This is a genomic window from Shewanella sp. FJAT-51649, assembly GCF_019457435.1.
Taxonomy (GTDB): Bacteria; Pseudomonadota; Gammaproteobacteria; order Enterobacterales; family Shewanellaceae; genus Shewanella; species Shewanella mangrovisoli.
The window spans coordinates 1,571,799-1,592,988 of record NZ_CP080411.1; the positions used below are offsets into that span (position 1 = coordinate 1,571,799).

Here is a 21,190-nt window from a genome sequence, read left to right on the forward strand (position 1 = left end):
ATATGAATATATTAGTATTAGGTTCGACCGGTTTTCTAGGAAGTGATTTTATTAACTATTGTAATGACATGAGTGATATCAATTGTTTTTTTTCCGTAAGAGATTGTGATTTTTTAGAGTGTAAAAATTCTAATAATATAGTGCCATTATCTGTTCTACTGGATAAAGGAAGAGCTATGGATTGGCTTAAGACGCATGCAATTGATGTCTTAATCAGTTTTTTAGGTTTGGCTCATAGTAAAAATGATGACTTTGAGCATTGTTTGGATTCTAATTATTCGATAAATAGAAAAATATTTTTTAATGCTGAACTGGCAAGTGTAAAAAAAATTATCTATATTAGTAGCGCAAACGTTTATGGATATGGAAGTCATCTTAACTATTTTTGCATCAGTGAAAATTCACCTGTACATCCCCAAAATAATAATATGCGTACTAAAGTTAAAATCGAGAATTATCTGATTAATGAACTTAGAACCGAGTCAACGGTTGGTATTGTGTTGCGTATCCCTTTGGTTTATGGACATGGTAATAAAGCAGTTGGGAATATTTTATCACTAAGATTACTTGCTTCTCGTGTTCGTTTTTTGCCATTTTCAGCTTTTTCAGTTAACTTAAAAAGTTATCTCTCTCAAGCGTTGCTAAATGATGTCATTTTAAATGCTGCTGTTGATCAGAATGATATTTGTACTGGTATCTACAATATTGCGGATGAATATGCTATTAGTACCAGTCAGTTTGTTCGGACTATAACTGAAAATATGAAACCTAAGGTTTATCATTTATATTTTCCAAAATTATTTTTTTTGATTTTTTTTAAGATCTTTGGTAAATATCCACTTTATCATTTTTTAAATAGTTCTTTTGTTTTGGATGTTTCCAAAGCAAAAAAATCTGGGTTGCTGAGGTTTTGATTATGTTAAGATTCTTTGATGTTTTTGTGTCTTTAGCGTTGCTTTTGGTTGCGTGGCCTTTTCTTTTAATTTGTATTTTAATAGGTTTTTTTGATACGGGGTCACCGATATTTATTCAGGAGAGAGTTGGCCTAAGGAAGAGACCGTTTAAATTAATAAAGCTTAGAACTATGTCTAAAGATACTTTATCAGTGGCAAGCCATTTAGCTAACCATCAATCAATTACTAAGTTTGGTAGTCTTTTGCGTAGGTCTAAAATGGATGAATTACCTCAGCTAATAAATGTTTTGAAGGGAGATATGAGTTTGGTTGGACCCCGACCAAATTTATTTAGCCAAGAAGAGTTGATAGTAGAGCGAGAGGCATTAGGTGTTTACAATGTATTGCCAGGAGTTACAGGTTTAGCTCAAGTAAAAAATATTGATATGTCTATGCCTAAGTTGCTTGCTGAAACAGACAGAAAAATGATTGAATCGTTATGTATTCGAAATTATTTTAAGTATATTTTTATGACTGCTACAGGTAGTGGCAGTGGTGATGCTGTTAAACGTAATTAACATTGGTTTTAAAAATTTATGGATGTAGTTTTATGAAAATTGCTATAGCTGGTACTGGATATGTTGGTCTTTCCAATGCAGTTTTGCTGGCCCAGTACAACCAAGTATTTGCTGTTGATGTTATCTCTTATAAAGTTTCGATGATAAACGCACGTCAGTCACCGATTGTTGATAATGAGATAGAATCGTTTTTTGCCGATAAAGAGCTTAATTTAATCGCGACCTTGGATAAGAAAATTGCTTATGAAAATGCGGATTTTGTAATTATTGCTACTCCTACTGATTATGATCCTAATACTAATTACTTTAACACAGCCTCTGTCGAATCTGTTATCCAAGATGTTTTGGCGATTAATCCAAATGCCGTGATGGTAATTAAGTCAACTGTACCTGTAGGTTTTACTACAAAAGCAAAACAGAAATTTAATTGCGATAATATCATGTTTTCGCCTGAGTTTTTACGAGAGGGTAAGGCACTGTACGATAACTTATATCCTTCACGTATTATTGTTGGTGAACGTAGCGAGCGTGCCAAAGTATTTGCAAATTTATTGGTGCAAGGAGCATCTAAAAAAGAAGTTGATATATTATTTATTGACTCGACTGAAGCTGAAGCTGTTAAATTATTCTCTAATACTTATTTGGCTATGCGTGTTGCCTATTTTAACGAGCTTGATACTTATGCTGAGTCTCATGGTTTAGATTCTCGTCAAATTATTGAAGGCGTATGTTTGGATCCGCGTATTGGTAACCACTATAACAATCCTTCTTTTGGCTATGGAGGTTATTGTTTGCCTAAGGATACTAAACAACTACGTGCTAATTATGCAGATGTGCCTAATAGTATTATTAGCGCGATTGTTGAGTCGAATACTACTCGTAAAGACTTTATTTCGGACTCTATTTTAAGCCGTAATCCTAAAGTTGTCGGGATTTATCGCCTTATCATGAAGTCTGGTTCTGATAACTTTAGAGCATCAAGTATTCAAGGTATTATGAAACGTCTCAAAGCTAAAGGTATTGAGGTTATTGTGTATGAGCCAGTACTTAAAGATAAATACTTCTTTAATTCCCTCGTTGTAAGCGATTTAAATTCTTTCAAAAAAATTGCAGACGTTATTGTGTCGAACCGTATGTCTAAGGAATTATCAGATGTAGTCGATAAGGTATATACACGTGATCTATTTGGTTCTGATTAGTGGTGGCCACCTTTAGTTTATCTAGCGGATGTGTTAGTTTTAGACAAGTATATGAAACGTTTCGCACTCTGGTTAATGTCTGAGATTTGACGGATGGTTCAAGATGCTAATTTCATGTTTTTTCATGCAAAGAAGTTAGTAAATTAACCGCAGATACTTTTTGTGTCGATAATTTAGTAATGTATAATTGTGTATTTACTTTAAAATATATGACTTTAAACGTTACGTACAGCAATCGAGTTTAATTTTTCCGTTGACTAGTTGGTTATCTTGCGAACGATGTTGTAGCATCGTTTGTACTCTGCGGGTAAGGAATGACATAACCTACGATTTTTGCGTGATAACCTTTTAGCTACGAAATGTAAAATTCTTTCTACACAGCACGTAGTGTTGCATTTTTAATCCTTATCGGTTTCTATAGAGTTGGTTGCTGATTTATCGGATAATGTCGTATTAACGACATTATAGTTGGTTAAATTATGAAAAAAATGTCCTTGGAGCAAAAGATGGAATTTTTGCAGTTTTTATTCTCGTTAAAACGGTCACAAAAGCGTATGGTCAGTGTATCAATTGACTCTGTTTTTCTGCTGTTTGCCTTTTGGTTTGCGTTATTAGTGCGTTTAGACTCTGTCGAAGTTTTACTGAGAGCTCAATATTGGGGGCTAATAGCATTAACAATCCCTATTAGTATCGCTGGCTTTGTTCGGCTGGGCCTTTATCGCGCAGTACTTCGTTATATTGGCTCGCAAGCTTTTACTGCAATTGTTGCGGGGGTCGGTATTTCTACTATTGCTCTTGTTTTACTTGCCTATTATGGTGGCGTAGATTTACCTCGTACAGTTCCCTTTATTTATGCTGCCTTTGCCCTCGTTTTTGTTGGTGGGGCTCGCTCCCTTATGCGGTCTTTGGTTGGAGCGGGGATGAATCGGCGTGGTGAGCCTGTGATAATTTATGGGGCAGGTGTTAGCGGTCGTCAAACGGCAATTGCGTTAGCGCAAAGCCATGAATATCATCCAATTGCTTTTGTTGATGATGATGAATCGTTGCAAGGCACCATAATACAAGGCCTTCATGTGAATGCGCCTCAGGAATTACGTAAGTTAATCAAGCAAAAAGCTACTGCACGAGTGTTGTTAGCTATGCCGAGTGCTTCTCGTTCTCGCAGGCAGGAGATTATAAATCAACTTGAACCTCTAACAGTTAAGGTGATGACATTGCCCGCTATGGCTGATTTAGTCAGTGGTGATAAGTTATTTAGTGACGTTAAAGAAGTGGAGATTGAAGATTTATTAGGCCGTGACTCTGTTGCCCCGCGTCAGCAGTTATTAGCTTCAAATATAAAAGACAAAGTGGTTATGGTGACTGGTGCTGGCGGATCTATTGGCTCTGAGTTGTGTCGGCAGATCCTTAAGCAAGAACCTAAAAAGCTGGTTTTGTTTGAGTTATCTGAGTTTGCACTTTACTCCATTGAGCGCGAGCTGATTGCAACGGCTCAAGAACTGAATTTACATGTGGAAATTTTACCTATTATGGGTTCTGTTCAACGTGAAAATCGAGTGCAAGCGGTGATGCAGGCCTTTAAAGTGCAAACGGTTTATCATGCTGCAGCATATAAGCATGTTCCTTTGGTTGAACATAATGTGGTTGAAGGTGTGCGCAATAACGTATTTGGCACTTTATATACTGCGAGAGCAGCAATTGCTGCAAAAGTAGAAACCTTTGTTTTGGTATCTACCGATAAAGCGGTACGTCCCACAAACGTGATGGGTACCACTAAACGTATGGCTGAACTTGCATTACAAGCCTTATCAAAAGAGAACCATCAGACCCGTTTTTGTATGGTGCGTTTTGGTAATGTGCTAGGCTCTTCTGGTTCCGTCGTGCCGTTATTCCGTAAACAGATTGCTAATGGTGGCCCAGTAACTGTGACTCACCCTGAAATTACGCGCTTCTTTATGACAATTCCGGAAGCGTCTCAGCTGGTTATTCAAGCTGGTGCAATGGGCAAGGGGGGGGATGTATTTGTCCTTGATATGGGTAAATCTGTCAAAATCGTTGACCTTGCGGCCAAAATGATTCGTTTAAGTGGTTTTGAAGTAAAGGATGAAGCTAATTCTAACGGTGACATTGCGATAGAGTTTTCGGGTTTACGTCCTGGCGAGAAATTGTATGAAGAGTTACTGATTGGTGATGATGTTACTGGTACAGACCATGAGCGTATTATGACAGCAAATGAAATTTATCTACCATGGGCTGAATTAGAGTTAATTCTTAACCGTTTAGATAGAGCATGTCATGAGTTTAATCATGAGGCGATTCGTGAGATTTTACTTTCGGCGCCTACCGGATTTGCTCCAACCGATGGCATTTGCGATTTAGTTTGGCAGCAAAGGAAATCATTTAAACTTACTGATACAAAACCGAAAGTTGTGACATTAGTGTCTTAATTTCTTTTTGATGTAGTTCTGATGTTTACTTATTAAGTTTTTTAAAAGCCAAATCCTTATGATTTGGCTTTTTTGTTTATCTGTGTTTATAAGGATTTTGTATGTCTAGGAAGTATTTTGGTACCGATGGTGTGCGCGGCAAGGTAGGGACATTTCCCATTACCACTGATTTTGCGATGAAGTTAGGTTGCGCGACTGGGACTGTACTTGCATGGCTCTTCGTTGTTATTGGTGGAACCCCATAACCAGCTTTTCAAAATGAAAGGGGATGGCACGTTGAAATCGCTCTGAATTTCGATACCCATAGCCTTTACTCTCAGCAGCCTAACTTGACTATCGATTGCTTCTGCCAAACAGTTTGATAGACCAAAGCGCATGGCACTAAGTATGCCCCAGTGTTTGCTCTCGATTTTATCTGCCACCGCCATTAAGGGTTTGAGACCGCTGGCTTTAGCTAAAGCTATCCAACTTTTCCATCGCTGCTTTGTTCCTCGAACACTATTGCCATGCCAGATATTCCGAGCCAGCTCTTTGAAATACCATGCAAGAGCCGTATTCATCATCGCCGGGATGAGTCTGTTAACCCTCTCTCGGTCGGCTTCGCTGAGATTATCTCGTCGTTTTAACCAGTAGAAACGTGTTCGGTGTGCCTCTTGCCGCATTGACGGCGCCAACCTGAATAACTCGTCTTTGCGGATCCGGTTAACCGCCTCCGTTAGCATCTTGGCTACATGGAAGTGATCAAATGCGATTTTCCTCTCTGCATTTGGCAGCGATTTTTTTGCTGCTTTAATGTAAGCAGGGCTCATATCCATACAGATAGACTGAGTTTGACGTAATGCATCTGCAGGCAGTTATGTTAGGCAGGCATCAAAACTTGCAGCTGAACGCCCCTCTGAAACCGCTAAAACTTGTCCTTCATGATTAGAGAGCTGCGTGACATATTCATGCCCCTTTTTAAGAGCGGTTTCATCGACCAATAAATAATCGATATTAATCAGTTTACGTTTTGCCAGTCCGCGATAAACAGCGCGCGCCATAATCCTGTCTATGGCTCCCCAGCTCAGCTTAAAGAACCGACTGACAGCATTAAGAGAACTCATCGCAAGCAAACTCAATACGCGCATCTCAAACAATTCTGTGTAACGACAACTACCACTGGCCCATGGGACTTGAAGGGTTTGATAACCGTGTGAGGTACAGTGTACTCGTGGCACGTTAGCTTGAATGAGCGTTTGATACTGGCAGGTATCCAAGTGACGCCATTTTCGCAAACGGGAATCGTAATGGCGACTCGCATTGTGGCATATAGGGCATTTAAAGCCTGCTTGAGAAGCGTAGGCGATGGTAACAATTATGCTCTGACGTGGTTCATCGAGTTGAACACTGGATACGACTTAAGGTGTCTTTAGTCCCAAGATTAGTTGATATAAAGCAGCTTCACTCATCACTGAAATTTAAGAGGAATTTGGCTAGAACTATACCTATTCTACCATGTTCAGAGAAGTGCCACTTGCATCCACTGGTACGAAAGAAGTGCTGATTGGTAAATATTTCGCATTAGTTGTTATATGCTGGAGCCCGTAATGGAAAGCTGATTTTTCAGTTGCGCGTGCAAATGTGGCTTTAATCGGCCCAATACCAACACCTGCGGTGGCCTATTTAGCTTCAACCTTTAGAGTTCTGGCGTGATGAGCAGTGCTTCCCATAGTCCTTTTTATGATAATGGTGTTAAGTTTTTTTCAAACAGAGGCATCAAGCTAAATGATGCACATGAGCTTGAAATTGAAGTGCTATTATAACAAGCTCTTGAGCATATTGCGTTGCAATGTGTAACCTCTGCAAAACTATGCAAAGTGCACCGCATTGAGGCTACTCGTCTTTATATTTAATTTTGTAACGGAACCTTCCTGAATTATTCAAGTTTGGTGGAATTAAAGATTGTTGTCGGTAGTCCCCATGGTGCTATCTACCTATGGTGGTCAAGTTAAATTGGCCACGGTTTTGTATTCAAGTCAATACCTTAGCTCTAACTCGTTCAGTGTCAGCCCACCATTATATTGATGAGGTCTAAGCTGACTGTAATATCCTGTCTCGTATCGTGATATATCAACCTGAGCCTTGCTGATACTTCGATAGCCGGTCATCGGTATCCATTCTGTTTTCAAGCTTCTGATGTAGCGTTCCATTGGGTTATTGTCCCTGTAGTTTCCTCGTCTGCTCATGCTTTGCGTTATCTGATAACGCCAGAGGTGCTCTCGGAAGTGGTGACTCGTATAATGACTACCTTGATCGCTATGGAACATAAGATATTTCGTTTTGCCTCGAACCTCGAAAGCTATTACTAAGGCTTTACTTGTTAGAGTACTATCAGGCGAATGGGATATGGCCCAACCTACCGATTTACAGGAAACAGGTCTAGCAACGACCGCAAGATAAGCCCAGCCTTTGCAAGTCCATACATACGTGACATCGCCGCACCATACTTGATTTGGAGCCGTCACGGCAAACTGACGAGCAAGATGATTAGGGATTGCGACATGTTCTTTATCCGCCTTTTTGTAGCGGTGTTGAGGTATCTGGCAGCTCACTAATCCAAGTTTTCTCATCACCCCTGTCGTGCGATAACGCGTCAATGGTATACCTGCGGTTGTCGCATATTGGCGATGGTTCTTGCGCCTGTTGAGCCGTTGTTTGCTTGATGGGTCCCTCGCACCAAGCTATGCAGTTTCACCTGCTCAGGGCTAATAATGCGGGGGCTACCTCGCCAATACTTATAGCTGCTGCGATGAATACCAAATACTGAACAAATAAGTTTTACACTATGTCTTGGCCTGAGTTTCTCTACTAGCGAGAACTGCTCAGTGAGTCAGGCATCAAGAGAGCCGTAGCCGTTTTCAAAATAATGTTCTCTTCTTCGATGAGGCGAAGTTTCTTTTCTAACACACGGATCCGCTGTTGCTCAGGCGTAAGTGGTGAGCCTTTAGGAGAACCGCCTTGCATTTCCTGTTGGAGCTGTTTTACCCAGTTTCGCATGGCTGAATTGCTGACTTCCATTGCGGTTGCAGCTTCCTTCTAGTTGTAGCCTTGCTTTGTTACTAGCTGAACAGTCTCTAGCTTAAACTCTGCGCTGAATGGCGGTCTTGTGTTCTTTATATCTGCCTAGCCATTTGCGAAAAGTGAGTCTATCACTTCGTCTATTTAGATGGCCAAATTTACTATAGCACTACAGTTTTATTTAAATCCATAAAGAATATTTAGCCATTTTGGAAATATGAAATGTCAAATCCTGTGTTTACGCAGCATTTTAGGATGTGATTACTGGCATCAATTGTGTACCCTATGTTAACAGGGAGCCCTGAATGAAGATTATGATGAAATTGTCAGATGAACAGTTGTTGCAAACCTTTTTATTGCTGTGTTATCCCCAACCCCCCGCTGAAACACTAGCAGCCAAGCTGGCTGATGGTATCAATGAAGAGCGACTAAAGTGGTTGATTAATCGCCATAGAGTGTGGAATTTGGTTGCTGTGGCAATTTCAAAACTCGACACGCAATTTTTTTCTACAGATTTTAGATTATGGTTGCAAGGCGCTAGTGCTCGTCGGCAGCAACAGACACTTTTACAATTCAAAGTGCAATCAGAGCTTAGTAAAGAGTTGAATGAAGTTGGGGTTAAGCATCGATTTTTTAAAGGAATTGATCTAAGTTTACGCCTTTATGGCGATTTAAATGGTCGTTATTCGAGAGATATTGATTTATTAGTTTCTGAACATAATGCGGTATCTGCTGAGCGCATCTTAATTGACTATGGTTATACACCGTTAAATGATGCATTTACTGATACTGCGCCAGGTCACGTTATTCGAGGCTCATTCCATAAGGACAAAAGTTATCAAGCGTCAGGCTTGTCTGTGATTGAGCTGCATATCCGCGTTAATAGTGAAAATACTGCCTTTTCTAAGGCTGTGACTGAAGCCTTGTTGGCGGGGGGGCAGCATCTCAATGTGCTTGAGTATCTTTATCTCTGTGTTCATGCCATGAAGTCTCATTGTCATCGTATTAAATGGTTAATTGATTTAGCATGTTATTACGAGAGACTTAATCAGCAGATGCCAAATTGGCATGAACAAAAGTGGCAAGATGCTAAAAAGTTTGGTGTGGTACGTCAAGTGATTGCCTGTGAATATTTAATGGCGCAATACCTTGGTATTGCAGTTGAACCTAAAAGCTTTATCGGATTAAAAAATTATTGCGATTGGGTGAGGAGTACTTGGTTGGATGAGTACATTTCACTGTTTTCATTAAAGAGAATGGTGTTACCCATGTTAATGAATGACCAATTCGAGCATAGGCTGAAAGCAATTTATTTCTTGTTGTTTTGCCCAAACGATGCTGATGTGGCATTTATCAATCGCTATGCATCCGGTGATGGCCGCCTTCTAAGCCTCTTACTCCCCTTCAGAAAACTTTTTCTATATATCAAGAGAAAATTATTAGGGCCTAGTTACAATAGATGAAAACCGTGATCAAAAAGTGCAAAGCTTTTGCCTCTAGGGAACCCTTTTATCAAGTCATGTTTGTGCCTACGTGGTTATTACTTGGGCTTGCAAGGCTCACAGTGTTGTTGCTTCCGTTTGCTCGGCTTGCTCCTTATTTAGGTGTGTCGGTAGTGAATGAAAATACTCAAGATTTACCACTCCATGGCGTTGTTTTAACTGCCTCCGACATTCATAGAGCAAAGCAAATCTCTCGTTTAGTGGTTAACACTGCAAGGTATTGCCCGTGGAAGGCTAACTGTTTTGCGCAGGCTATTGTCGCGCGAATTTGGCTCGGTTGGTATGGTTTACCCTATCGTTTATATTTTGGTTTACGCCGAGATAGCACGAGCCTTAAGGCGCACGCTTGGGTGTGTTGTAGTGCTATTTTCGTTAGCGGTGGCAATGGTTTTAAAGATCACACAGTGGTCGGTTGTTACGGTTCAAAATAGGTTGCTTGCATAGAGGCGAATAGTTAAGTGATAGGTAAACTCCTTATTCGTATCCGATCCTTGTTGTTACGAAGGCGCCCACTTTTTCGCTATAGCTGGCGATATTTATTGCCTTGTGATGGGTATATTGCGATGCATCGTCAGGTGATGATGAAAAGTTTATCGCAGCAACCTTGGTTACTTGGTGTGTTTATCTGGTCGTTAGCAACATGGTATTTATATTGGCATTGGGTGGTAATGTACCGCGCAATGTGCCAACTTCGGCAGCAAGCGGTTGATGCCGGCGTGCCTATTTGGCAGCAGGTGACAGGCTTGCTGGCGGCGGGTTTAGGTCAGGGCATTTCGGGATTCGATTATTACCGTTGTAAACTCTATCGGGTGTCACCACAGTATTGGTGGCGATACGTATTCGATTTTCAATTACCCTATTTTCATCAAGCCTTTCAAACCCATCCTATTAGCCAAGCATCTCGATCGTTTTTGACCAGTAAAAGCAACTTTGCAGCTCGTTTATCGGTCGCAGGCGGGCATCCGGTTACAACCATTGCGAATGTGAACCTGCAAGAGCCCTGGCCAATAGATGATTGGTTAGTTATGGCCTCTAAAATACTTATTAAGCCAGAGGCTGCCTCACGCAGTCAGGGCTGCGTGACAATATCAAAACCTGAGCAATGGCGACTTGAATACGCTGAAGCTATTTATGACGGTACCCAAGGGCTCAAACTGCTAAAATCTCGCTTACCCATGGGTGATTATCTTGTTCAGCCCTTACTTGAACATCACCCTGTAATGGCTCAATGGCAACTGAGTGATAAAACTATCACCTTAAGAATAGTAAGTAGTATGGTTCAGGAGGCGTTTACTCTTGTCGCCGCAAATTTAGAACTTAATGACGATTCCCATAGGCGTTTTAAGGTGTTTGCCGTTGATTTAGTTAATGGAACTGCTGTGATGGATGCGGAGCATTGTGCGGCATTGGGGTGGGAGAGCCATGAAACTAAAGTGAGCCTGCCCCATTGGCCAGCGGTTTTAGCCGAGATTGAGCTGGCGCATCGATTGTGTGCGGATGTGCATACTGTGGGGTGGGATGCCGTGATCACGCATAATGATGTTGTGTTATTAGAGGGAAACCTCAACTGGGGGCTGAATGTGTTACAAAGCGTGCGAGAAGCTCCTTTGTTGCCCTTATTGTGTCAGTCTAGTAGCGTGTTTTTGAAATCAATCGAGTAGGTCGTTAGCTGATTATCATAACGACAGCAACTGGTTAGCTATGGCCTTGCCATAATCTGATAAGGATGGAAAATGCCCGAGATCAGGTAACTGCATTGTGTAGCTTTGGCATTGATGTTGAAGCTGTTGGTTTAACGTAAAGAATGATTGTTCATGGTCAAATACGCGTATTAGGCGAGGGCGATAAACGCTTTGAAGCAAGCGTTGAAAGGCTTCAAGTTTTCCGATAGCTGTAATGTGAGCGTTTGCACTATTAGTTTTTACTGGCTCTAAAAATAGGCATTTGATGATTGGCATGGGGACGGCTGCAAATTGAGCCTCTGGTATATCCCAGCCAATTTTTTCGATACCGGGCGCGGTATTGGATAGCATTGAAGTGTCAATGCCGAGTGTATGAAGTTGTGATTGTGATAGCTTTAAGCGTCGATGGGCTGGTTGGATCTGTAAAACGCCATTCTTGTCTGATTGCAAGGCAACAATGTCGTCGGTAAACACTGATAGGTTTGCGAGCAGCATGGCGGTCGCCAAGGTGCTTTTACCCGAGCCGCTATCGGCGAGTACCACAATGGCGCCTTTATCGGTTGCAATGGCCATACCATGAAGGGGAATTTGTTTGCGCAGATGTAACAGAGTCCCGAGCCCTGAGCCTTGTAAGGCGGTAATGGTATGCGCCTGACTCAGTGACGGATTAAAATCCAGAGTGATGTTACCTGGTTTCTCTATCAGCAGTTTACCGAACAGAGGTTGATTCAATAGCACTCGATGGCCATCAAACTGTAGCTTTTGATTGGCAGAAAATGCTGCCGACAGTATATCGGGGGCGGAACCACGCAGAATGGAGACTTCTGCTGGGAGAGGGCTTTTCAATGCGGGTAAGGGGAGTGATGTCGCGACATTTATACCGTATATGCAATAAACAAGCTCTTGGGGCACAGTGCTCTCCAATGGGTAAAATAGAGTGCTAATAACGCAGGATATAATAACGGAATATGGATGTAATAGAAAAAACAATGTGTTTGCTTCGGTGTGCTGAGCTGGGACGAAAGGATGGCGAATGCTAATGTCAGCGTCTTTAGTATCAGTTAAAGGTTATTTAGCCAGTTTATGGCAAACCGTTCCTAAGTTGTTATTGTTGGCTTTGGGTTTATTACTCTTGGGTAGTTTTACCGAAGGCATAGGTATTTTGATGTTGGTCCCTGTGGTCAATTTGATGTCCGACCCGAGTCAGCCTATACCCCCTTGGCTTGCAAGTTTGCCGGCTGTTGATCGGGAACTCCTTTCCCTCAAAGTGATTTTGCCATTTTTTTTAATCTTGTTGCTAACTCGCTCGGCATTGGTCTATTGGCGTGAGATGGTCATGACGCGGATACGGCTCCACACCACCGATGAACTGAGAAAAACATTATTTGAATCTATGTTGTATTCAACGTGGTCGAAAAGAATTAATTCTCTGCAACATCAAGAGCTTGAGCAGCTGACCAATGGTGTGAACCGTGTCGGTATGGCTACCTTTTATATGTTAAAAATGGTCACGACAGTTATTTTGCTCGTCGTTTATGCCGTTGTATCTCTCTTGGTTGCACCCTTGGCGCTTCTTATCGCCTGTATGGTCGGGGCTATGGTATTGCTCATGTTTCGTCGTATCTTCAAACAGGCGGCGGCATTTGGCATGGGACTGACTAACAGCAATAAACAGTTATACCTGCGTGTGATGTTTTTTTTAAACGGGATGAAAACCGTTAAAGCCTGTGCGTATGAGCCACAACAGCTCGATGCCTTTGTGGCAAGCCAGCAAGAATTACGGGAAAATCAGCAAGCCTATCAGCATAAAACCGCCTTACAGCAGCTCGCTTTTCAAGGGGTAAGCGCATCGCTTTTGTGTCTGTTGGTGTATCTAGGATTTGAGGTTTGGCAACTTGGAGTTGCTGAGCTGGTTGTGTTGATCGTTATGTTTAGTCGTATGATGCCAATGCTGTCTGATCTGCAAGGCAACGCACAACGTTTATTGCATATGTTACCGGCATTTAGTGATATTGAGCATGCCATTGCCAGTAATCGCCAAGGTTACGAAGCCAATCAATCGAGCCTGGTTGCGTTTCCACAATATAGCATAGCACTTGATAACGTTAGTTTTGCTTACCCAGGGCGTGAGCCTGTGTTGAACAATATAGCAATTGAATTCCCCCTTAATAAGATAACCTTACTGAAAGGCCCATCTGGCCAAGGTAAAACAACGGTCATCGATATTCTGGCTAGCTTGTTAACACCAAATGAGGGGGCTGTGATACTAGATGGTGTGCCTCTTAGTGTTAGTGCGCAGCATTCATGGCGTCGGCAAATAAGTTATCTGTCGCAAGAGCCTTTTTTGTTCGATGGCAGTATTCGAGACAATATTTTGTGGGGTGAATGTTATTCTGACGATGAGATCTGGCAAACCTTGCAGCTGTGTCGTGCCGATTTTGTGGCGGATTTACCATTAAAGCTGGACACCATTACGGGAGAGCGCGGTGTGCTGTTATCGGGTGGCCAGCGTCAGCGCTTGGTATTAGCCAGAGCGTTAATCCGCAAGCGGCCGTTACTGATCCTCGATGAAGCGACGAATGCGCTCGATAGTGAAACAGAAAAACAGCTTTTTTTAACACTGCAACAACAGCGGCAGATAATGACTATTGTGCTGGTGAGCCATAGCGAACAAGCAGAGGCTTTTGCGGATAAGTCTATATTGTTATAAGTAGCATTTTAGCTGTTTATATTTGCATCAATAGCTGAATTGGTCGTCAGCCGGTTGATTTTTAGCACATGAATTTTACTGATAGTTAACTACTGATTCACTTTCTGACTTGCAAACCTCACTATACTTTGTGAAGATTAGCCTGTTCGGTTTGTAATCTTTTTGAATTACAATGCCTTTGACGATAGCTTTGATGTTGATTGTTTGCTGTTAATAGGTCGCTCGCCGAAACGGTTTTTTAGATTGTTAATACATGGTTAAGTATGGAGTCATCGAGATGCAACAAGATAATATTAACAAAAGTGGCCTAGCGGCAGAAAAAATGGTAAAAGCGGCTTGGTCAAAGCCTGAAATTGAAGTGATTGATGTTGGTACTACGGCTGCTAAGGTTACGAATGGCGGTGAATCAAGTTTAACAGGGCCGTCTTAATTAGGCGGGGCTATTTAGTCATGGAACTTTATAGCCAGAAAAGCTCGCTCAATTTGGCGCCTATGGGCGATGAACTGGTGATGATGGATTTGTCTCAAGGTCAGTATTTTGGGCTAAATTCGCTTGCAAGTCAGATTTGGTCGTTATTAGTAACACCAAAGTCTGTTGATGAACTAGTTGTTGAATTGATGTCTTCATTTGATGTGACCGAAGAGGTATGTCGAGCCGATACAGCTCATTTTTTGCAGCAACTAGTTGATAAAAAATTGGTAAATGTGACAACGGCTGCTTAACTCGCAGCTGTTTTTTTATGTAAGGTTGACCAAACCCTGTGTACTATTCTCTGTATAATTTGACTATCAATAGCGACTTCCCCCTTAAAAATTTGCCCTGCTTCAAAGAAAGTCATCCTGCAAATATTGTGATAAAACATCTTAATAAACTGGATGTTGATGTTGCTCTCCTAAGTCAAGCTAGTGCTTACTGTTGGCTAAATTCATCAAACTTTCTGTTATCTATTCCTCAATTGGCTGACTTTTATGTGCGCGATGGGCAGTCAATTGAGGTTGCCCTTGCCGAAGATGTCGATATAGCGCTAGTTATCACTTACATCCAAGGTTATATGCTGGCTGTGGTGATGCAACAACGGGGTCAACTCGTCTTGCATGGTACTGTTCTACACAAAAATGGCTGTGCTATTGCTGTTTGCGGTCATTCCGGCAGTGGCAAATCTACGTTGGCGGCAACCTTATTGACCCAAGGTTGGCAATTGGTATCCGATGACGTATGCGTTTTTGATACTCATGGGCAAGTGCTGCAAGGCAGCCATGGGCTTAACATTTGGCCCGATGTCGCAGAGGTTTTGCAATTGTCTGAGGCTGAGCCCTTAACTGCAACAATGGCAAAGTTACAGTATCTGCCGCAAGTGCCGTCAATGGGTAATGAGGGGGCTAATGCAAGGTTAGGCGCATTCCCATTAGCGGCAATCTATTGTTTGAGCGAAGAGCAAGATGATGACCAAAGTGGTGCGCTGGATGAAGGTGTTTTCGCTGGCGTTCTGAGCGAGTTTAAGGGGATGCGTAAATTTGCACCGTTAAAAGCCAATCGCTACCGAACACAATTTACGACTGCGATGGGGCAAGACGTCTTATTTATGCAGCAGTGTAGTGCCTTTTTAGCTAATACTCCTGTGTATGGGCTTAGCCGCGGTAAAGCAAAATTGTCATTAGTTAATCTTCACGCTATGAGCCAGCTTATTACTGATTCATTTGAGGCCTTGGTTTAGTTATGTCTAAAGGTATTTTCTGGCTCGCCTCTTATCCCAAATCGGGTAATACGTGGCTGAGAAGTTTTATTTGTGCCATGCAAAACCAAGTTAAAACAGATCTCACCGCCATTGATATTAATCAATTGCATACTGGGGCGATTGCCAGCAGCCGCAGTTGGTTAGCGAATGGTTTGGGGGTGGAGTTAGGAGCCCATTCTGTTGAACAAATTGAGTCATACCGCAGTGATGCTTATCGTTTTATCCATAGCCAATTAACGGAACCTGCTTACCATAAAATCCATGATGCCAATCATATGTGTGCATCGGGTCAACTCTTATGTCCGCCCTATGCCTGTGCTGGGGCGCTTTATGTGGTGCGTAACCCGTTCGATGTGGCCATTTCATTTGCTAATCATATGGGTGTATCACTCGATAAGAGTATAGACATGATGGGCACCAGCGATTTTGCTTTGCTGGCAAATGAGAAAATATATCGGCAACAGGTGCGGCAACGAATGGGAACCTGGAGTGACCATGTTAACTCTTGGGTCAACAGTGACTTGCCAATCTTGTTAGTGCGTTATGAGGATATGCAGAGCAATCCACTTGATAGTTTTACCCAGATTAGTCAATTTTTGCATTTGCCTGATGATGAAACTTCGGTCAAAAATGCCATTGCCATGTGCCATTTTGATAAGCTTAAAAAGCAAGAAGATAAGCATGGCTTTAAAGAACGGCCGGCGAAATCAAAAGTGTTTTTTAGGAAGGGGATAGTCGGTGATTGGCAAGATACCTTATCTCAATCTCAAATCGATAGGCTGATCAGCGACCATGGCTCTGTGATGCAGAGGCTCGGATATCTTGATGATAAGATCCAAATTACGTCGCTCTGTTATTCAACTAAAATTTAGCCGTTATTTAAAGGAAGATGCGTGAGTACGATCCATTGCGCTATCGATTGGCAGACATATCTGCCCGTAACCGTTATGCAAGAGATGCTAGCGTGCAGTGATTATTGGCAACCTGATGCCGCTCATTTTCAGCAGGTAAGTTATCAACCTGATGTGCGGTTAGCAAAAGCATGCCTATATAATCGGCCGCGCTCGGAGCAAGATGTAATATTGTTGAGTGAATGCGGCCAATATGCGATTGTTGCTAATGCTCACCTCGATAATCGTGATGAACTGGCTCTTCAACTTCATATCCAAGATATTGATAGATTGTGTGATGGTGAGTTGATCATCGAGGCCTATCAGCGCTGGCAAGAAAACACCGCCTCTCATTTACTCGGCGATTTTGTTTTTATCCTGTGGGATAACCTAAAACAGCAGTTGTACTGTGTGCGCGATCATTTCGGTGTTAAGTCGCTGTTTTATAGTTTTCAATCGGGACGCGTCATCGTCTCAAATGAGCATAAGTCATTATTAGCCCCTAGTTTAACGGTTTCACGTCAGTTATCGAATGATTGGTTAGCTGACGTATTTATGCCGACAACAGGGAATGAATTTCTTTCTCCATTTAATAAGATCCATACACTGCCTGCGGCGCATCAGCTTGTGGTCACTCAGCAAGGACACCATTGTGAACCTTATTGGTCATTAACACCTCAAGTGCTACCTAAACTAAGTGATGATGAATATATTGCTAAGTTGGCTGAGTTATTTGAACAAGCCGTGGCGCGGCGATTAGTGTCTAAATTCCCTATTGCAGCCGAATTGAGTGAAGGTTTAGATTCAAATGGGGTGGTGGGCTATGCCAGCCGATTGTTAGGTGATAAGCCTTTATATACCATGTCATTTAATGGTGAATTGCTGAATGAACAGAATTCTACGATTTGGGGACCTGTTTATCAGGAATTGTTCGATGCAATCGAACAATGGCCAAATGTACAGCCACTTTGGCATGATGGAGATGCGAATATCTTAAGTGCTGGTGCTTACGTAGACACATTTGGTGGACCTTCAGCAATTTCATCTTGGTATGCGCATCGTGTTGCTCTCGCACAGTCTCAGGGATGCCGGACTGTGCTGTCCGGCTGGGGTGGAGATCATTGTGTCAGTGGCTATGGTGATGAACATATCCATGAGTTATTTTTGGATCATCAATATCTTCGGTTGTATCGGCAGTTGATGCTTCGTCAGCAACGTGGACGTGATGGGACCCCGATAAAAGCCCTGCTGCGATTGTTCATCCAACATCAATTTCCTAAGGTATATAAAAAGTTATTTCGACGTCGCAATGGACTGGCTAAGCAGTCGGTTGACTTGTTCGACCATACAATATTGATAAACAAGATCACGAGTAAGGTATCAGAAACCATCAAACCTTATTACATCATTATAGATAGAACCTCAGTTCAAGCCCGCGATCATCGTGAGTTGATTGAGGTCGGCGTTCAACGTCGAATGGCGCTCACTGAAATCGCCGCTCGCCATCATCGTTGTGAGTTTCGCTATCCTCTATTAGACAAAGAATTAGTGGAGTTTGCCTATCGTTTACCTAGCCATTTAAAGTGTAAACATGGCATTGAGCGTTATATGTTTAGAGAAATTTTAAAAGGGCACACCACTGAGCGAATTCGCATGAGGCGTAAGGCAGACGTACTAACTACTCAGGATATTGATAAAGTTCAGGAGAATGCCGCCGAGTCGCTACGAAGAGTGATTAATAATTGGTCACCAGAGTTAGATGAAGTTTTTGATAAAGTGGCTCTCGCGAAAGTGGTTCGAGATTATCCCCATATTGCACAACGATATTTGCTGCAGATTGAATCATTGCAAGAACAACTACAAGAAGGTTCTATTCACTTTTAGGTAATCTTAGTACTGTAATGCTGTATTCTCATTGACTAAGTTTGATATTAATTTGAATCAATTTTAAGCTATCCCTCATCGATAACTGTTCCTGCATTACTTTCTAAGTAAAGAGTTCTACATCCTGCATCCGACTTCCATGGAGAGGGTAATGTCATATTTGTATGGAAAAAATTTACGATGTAGTCGTTTGCAAGGACGCCACTAAGTGGCTCTAGACTTTAGCCGCGAAGCGCTCTAGCTTCTACAACTTCGCTTAGCGGCTACGGTACTACTAGGTGACTCACGGTTTTCAGAGCGGGCTTCACTCTGACGGTAAGCGAATCATTTTGATTTTACCGTTATCAGTAAGCTGAGCGTACCGGCAAAAATCAACGTTTTACTATGGGTACATCGCTCTTTTTCTCCCCGTCACATTGGGATGCTTTTTTATATTCCTTTCTTTTTCAAGATATAATGCTCAGCCAGTTCGCCGTTAATTTTATTGTGATCTGTGTCTAACATAAACAGTTGGTTTTCACCTACTAAGTATTTAGTGCCATCGGATAAGGTGATTTTTGAGCCGTTGCTATCCCAGTCAAATTTTCCTGCCACTTTAAAGATGGATTCATCTTTACCCAAGTAAATACTTTTCAATTCAAAGCTATTATCCGCTTGGAGCGTGAGTGTGGTTTGGATCCCTTCGCAACTTGCACAGGGGACAACGCCTTCATATACACCGGGCCAATCGAGCGCATTTTGGCTGGTATCGTCAAGTGGTAGGTTTGTTTGCGTATCTTGATGTGGCGCAGCGACAGGCTCATTAGCCACTGTCTGAGCCGGTTCACTGCATGCGGTAATCATTAAAGCGAGAAGGGCGAGTGATATCTGTGAAAGTTTCATATTCATCTTAACCGTTTGATGAATTGACTGTCGTGTGATGATAACCGCCATCATTACGGGTTCCAACCTTATTTATGTCTGGTGTTTCTTTCAGTGTCTTAATGCTATAGGCGGACTTTATGTGTTTGAACTTCATTACGAGTTCAACAAACAATGTGCTTAGTGTTGGATGATTTTTTATCGGTGTGTTTAGGCAAAGCTGCAGTAGACATTGTTCTGCAAAACCAGTTGTAGCTTGTGGGTGCATCTCAATGAGTGTGTTTGCAGATTGAATCTATACTAAAGAGAATCACTTAAACTTGGGTAACCAAGTTAATTGCCTGATTGTTAAGTCTGGCGGTATTTCGCGGGGTAAATCTGCATTATGACACGTATGCTAGACAGGATTTTATTCGATGTAAGCCGTTCATCCATTATTGATGGTGGCGATCTTGTTGAAGCCTCACAACTTATCGTGTCATCTGTGTGCCAAGGGTTAAAAATCACCCGTGCAGGCATTTGGTTATGGAGTGAAGATCACCGAAGTATGCATTGCTTTTACCTGCTCGATAATATGCACAGGCAAGAGGCGTTGATATTAACTCGGCAGGATTATCCACATTATTTCAGTCTATTAGATAATGAGCGCGCTATTGTCGCGAATCATGCGCAAACAGATGGGGCGACCCATGAGTTTGTTAGTACCTACTTAGTCCCTAATCGTATTGGTTCCCTGTTAGACAGTCCCATACGTCATCGCGGAAAAATGGTCGGTATTATCTGCTCCGAGCATCAAGGTGTGTCTCGAGAATGGACGCGAGATGAAAGAGCCTTTGCTTCCGCTTTGGCAGATTTATTTGGCCGAGCCATGAGCGCAAAGGAAATTTTGGATTATCAGCATCAATTAAAAGCTATTAATGCGGATTTGGAAGTACAGGTTGAGCAGCGAACGCAAGAACTTGAAACCGCATTGTCGGATTTACGCTCAATACAACACCATTTAGTTGAAAATGAGAAAATGGCTGCATTAGGGAGTTTGGTCGCAGGGGTTGCGCATGAGGTCAATACGCCTCTAGGGATTGCCGTGACATCTGTAACCCATTGTTTAGATGAAGTGGCATTGCTGAAAACGGCTTTCGAGCAAAATGATCTCGACGAGGATAAATTTTTATCCTTTATCAATACCATGCAGGATGGTCTCGGGTTGATTGAGCGCAATCTTTCGCGAGCAGCGGAGTTAGTCCATAACTTTAAGCGCACCGCCGCAGACCAATCGGTGCTAGAACGTGAGCGGTTTAACTTAAAGACCTACATTTTTCAAATCTTCAGCTCATTAAGGCCGTTAATGCGTAAGAAGAGTATTGCCTTAAATGTGGAGCTGGATGACGACATTTTTATCGAATCTTACCCTGGTGCCATCGCACAGATTTTCACTAATTTAGTGGCTAATAGCTTTCGCCATGGATTTCCAGAGAGTTATACGGGGGATAAAAGCATCATCATTCGAGTTGAAAAACAAGACTCGAATATTTGTATGCAGTATCAAGATAATGGGGTGGGGATGACCGATGAGGTTAAACTGAAAGCCTTCGAGCCTTTTTTCACTACCGCACGTAAAGACGGCGGTACTGGTTTAGGCATGTCAATTATTTATAATTTGGTGACGCAAAAACTACATGGCACCATTTTGCTAACCTCATCTTTCCACCAAGGCGTGAAGGTCGAAATACAGATCCCTGAGAAATAAGCTT

General features: G+C 42.1%; 16 protein-coding genes and 4 pseudogenes. 16 read left to right on the forward strand and 4 right to left on the reverse strand.

Annotated elements, in window-relative coordinates; translation table 11 throughout:
• Window positions 1-2 precede the first annotated feature (2 nt).
• The 5 genes and pseudogenes from K0H59_RS07160 to K0H59_RS07180 form a co-directional block, all read left to right on the forward strand.
• Complete coding sequence (locus K0H59_RS07160) at window positions 3-914, forward strand: NAD(P)-dependent oxidoreductase (protein WP_220055082.1); 912 nt, start codon at window positions 3-5, stop codon at window positions 912-914.
• Window positions 915-916: 2 nt separating this feature from the next.
• Entirely contained in the window at window positions 917-1,471 is a 555-nt protein-coding gene (locus tag K0H59_RS07165; protein ID WP_220055083.1) for a sugar transferase, read from the forward strand.
• Between the two features lie 32 nt (window positions 1,472-1,503).
• Entirely contained in the window at window positions 1,504-2,670 is a 1,167-nt protein-coding gene (locus K0H59_RS07170; RefSeq protein WP_220055084.1) for a nucleotide sugar dehydrogenase, read from the forward strand.
• 506 nt (window positions 2,671-3,176) lie between these two features.
• Window positions 3,177-5,117 (forward strand): nucleoside-diphosphate sugar epimerase/dehydratase, encoded by a 1,941-nt coding sequence (locus tag K0H59_RS07175; protein ID WP_220055085.1) that lies wholly within the window; start codon window positions 3,177-3,179, stop codon window positions 5,115-5,117.
• Window positions 5,118-5,218: 101 nt separating this feature from the next.
• Window positions 5,219-5,329 (forward strand): annotated as a pseudogene (locus tag K0H59_RS07180) (hypothetical protein); the annotation flags it as partial.
• 13 nt (window positions 5,330-5,342) lie between these two features.
• Here the strand turns inward: K0H59_RS07180 and K0H59_RS07185 are convergent.
• Window positions 5,343-6,565, reverse strand: a pseudogene (locus K0H59_RS07185) (ISL3 family transposase).
• 64 nt (window positions 6,566-6,629) lie between these two features.
• Between K0H59_RS07185 and glmM the strand changes: the two are divergent.
• Window positions 6,630-7,090 (forward strand): annotated as a pseudogene (glmM, locus tag K0H59_RS21335) (phosphoglucosamine mutase); the annotation flags it as partial.
• A 42-nt stretch (window positions 7,091-7,132) separates the two neighbouring features.
• Here glmM and K0H59_RS07195 read toward each other — a convergent pair.
• Window positions 7,133-8,273 (reverse strand): annotated as a pseudogene (locus K0H59_RS07195) (IS3 family transposase).
• A gap of 206 nt (window positions 8,274-8,479) precedes the next feature.
• On the opposite strand from K0H59_RS07195, the gene K0H59_RS07200 reads away from it, so the two are divergent.
• Genes K0H59_RS07200 through K0H59_RS07210 form a run of 3 tightly spaced genes read left to right on the forward strand, consistent with a single transcriptional unit; the run spans window position 8,480 to window position 11,337 of the window.
• Window positions 8,480-9,637, forward strand: a complete 1,158-nt coding sequence (locus K0H59_RS07200) for a nucleotidyltransferase family protein (protein WP_220055086.1) — start codon at window positions 8,480-8,482, stop codon at window positions 9,635-9,637.
• A gap of 56 nt (window positions 9,638-9,693) precedes the next feature.
• Window positions 9,694-10,107, forward strand: a complete 414-nt coding sequence (locus K0H59_RS07205) for a lasso peptide biosynthesis B2 protein (protein ID WP_258405917.1) — start codon at window positions 9,694-9,696, stop codon at window positions 10,105-10,107.
• Between the two features lie 27 nt (window positions 10,108-10,134).
• Complete coding sequence (locus K0H59_RS07210; protein WP_220055088.1) at window positions 10,135-11,337, forward strand: sugar-transfer associated ATP-grasp domain-containing protein; 1,203 nt, start codon at window positions 10,135-10,137, stop codon at window positions 11,335-11,337.
• 15 nt (window positions 11,338-11,352) lie between these two features.
• Here the strand turns inward: K0H59_RS07210 and K0H59_RS07215 are convergent, their stop codons facing one another.
• Complete coding sequence (locus K0H59_RS07215) at window positions 11,353-12,270, reverse strand: hypothetical protein (protein WP_220055089.1); 918 nt, start codon at window positions 12,268-12,270, stop codon at window positions 11,353-11,355.
• A gap of 127 nt (window positions 12,271-12,397) precedes the next feature.
• Here K0H59_RS07215 and K0H59_RS07220 point away from each other — a divergent pair, with 127 nt between their 5' ends.
• The 6 genes from K0H59_RS07220 (at window position 12,398) to K0H59_RS07245 (ending at window position 18,578) form a co-directional block, all read left to right on the forward strand.
• A complete protein-coding gene (locus K0H59_RS07220; protein WP_220055090.1) occupies window positions 12,398-14,068 on the forward strand; it encodes an ABC transporter ATP-binding protein in 1,671 nt (556 codons plus the stop codon).
• Window positions 14,069-14,345: 277 nt separating this feature from the next.
• A complete protein-coding gene (locus K0H59_RS07225) occupies window positions 14,346-14,498 on the forward strand; it encodes a hypothetical protein (protein ID WP_220055091.1) in 153 nt (50 codons plus the stop codon).
• Window positions 14,499-14,518: 20 nt separating this feature from the next.
• Window positions 14,519-14,791 (forward strand): PqqD family peptide modification chaperone, encoded by a 273-nt coding sequence (locus K0H59_RS07230; RefSeq protein WP_220055092.1) that lies wholly within the window; start codon window positions 14,519-14,521, stop codon window positions 14,789-14,791.
• Between the two features lie 38 nt (window positions 14,792-14,829).
• Window positions 14,830-15,783: an AAA family ATPase gene (locus K0H59_RS07235; RefSeq protein ID WP_220055093.1), complete on the forward strand. Its 954-nt coding sequence runs from the start codon at window positions 14,830-14,832 to the stop codon at window positions 15,781-15,783.
• Between the two features lie 2 nt (window positions 15,784-15,785).
• Window positions 15,786-16,676, forward strand: a complete 891-nt coding sequence (locus K0H59_RS07240) for a sulfotransferase domain-containing protein (protein WP_220055094.1) — start codon at window positions 15,786-15,788, stop codon at window positions 16,674-16,676.
• Between the two features lie 21 nt (window positions 16,677-16,697).
• Window positions 16,698-18,578: an asparagine synthetase B gene (locus K0H59_RS07245; RefSeq protein WP_220055095.1), complete on the forward strand. Its 1,881-nt coding sequence runs from the start codon at window positions 16,698-16,700 to the stop codon at window positions 18,576-18,578.
• 429 nt (window positions 18,579-19,007) lie between these two features.
• Here K0H59_RS07245 and K0H59_RS07250 read toward each other — a convergent pair whose 3' ends face one another.
• Window positions 19,008-19,514 (reverse strand): copper resistance protein NlpE, encoded by a 507-nt coding sequence (locus tag K0H59_RS07250; RefSeq protein WP_258405900.1) that lies wholly within the window; start codon window positions 19,512-19,514, stop codon window positions 19,008-19,010.
• A 310-nt stretch (window positions 19,515-19,824) separates the two neighbouring features.
• Between K0H59_RS07250 and K0H59_RS07255 the strand changes: the two genes are divergently transcribed.
• Entirely contained in the window at window positions 19,825-21,186 is a 1,362-nt protein-coding gene (locus K0H59_RS07255; RefSeq protein ID WP_220055096.1) for a sensor histidine kinase, read from the forward strand.
• The last annotated feature ends 4 nt before the right edge of the window (window positions 21,187-21,190 follow it).

Bases quoted from the DNA above. Each gene is read 5' to 3' on its own strand.
- K0H59_RS07170 (WP_220055084.1), top strand. From the start codon at position 1,504: ATGAAAATTGCTATAGCTGGTACTGGATATGTTGGTCTTTCCAATGCA.
- K0H59_RS07160 (WP_220055082.1), top strand. From the start codon at position 3: ATGAATATATTAGTATTAGGTTCGACCGGTTTTCTAGGAAGTGATTTT.
- K0H59_RS07205 (WP_258405917.1), top strand. From the start codon at position 9,694: ATGTTTGTGCCTACGTGGTTATTACTTGGGCTTGCAAGGCTCACAGTG.
- K0H59_RS07200 (WP_220055086.1), top strand. From the start codon at position 8,480: ATGAAGATTATGATGAAATTGTCAGATGAACAGTTGTTGCAAACCTTT.
- K0H59_RS07250 (WP_258405900.1), bottom strand. From the start codon at position 19,514: ATGATGGCGGTTATCATCACACGACAGTCAATTCATCAAACGGTTAAG.
- K0H59_RS07240 (WP_220055094.1), top strand. From the start codon at position 15,786: ATGTCTAAAGGTATTTTCTGGCTCGCCTCTTATCCCAAATCGGGTAAT.
- K0H59_RS07255 (WP_220055096.1), top strand. From the start codon at position 19,825: ATGACACGTATGCTAGACAGGATTTTATTCGATGTAAGCCGTTCATCC.
- K0H59_RS07220 (WP_220055090.1), top strand. From the start codon at position 12,398: ATGTCAGCGTCTTTAGTATCAGTTAAAGGTTATTTAGCCAGTTTATGG.
- K0H59_RS07165 (WP_220055083.1), top strand. From the start codon at position 917: ATGTTAAGATTCTTTGATGTTTTTGTGTCTTTAGCGTTGCTTTTGGTT.
- K0H59_RS07175 (WP_220055085.1), top strand. From the start codon at position 3,177: ATGGAATTTTTGCAGTTTTTATTCTCGTTAAAACGGTCACAAAAGCGT.
- K0H59_RS07225 (WP_220055091.1), top strand. From the start codon at position 14,346: ATGCAACAAGATAATATTAACAAAAGTGGCCTAGCGGCAGAAAAAATG.
- K0H59_RS07230 (WP_220055092.1), top strand. From the start codon at position 14,519: ATGGAACTTTATAGCCAGAAAAGCTCGCTCAATTTGGCGCCTATGGGC.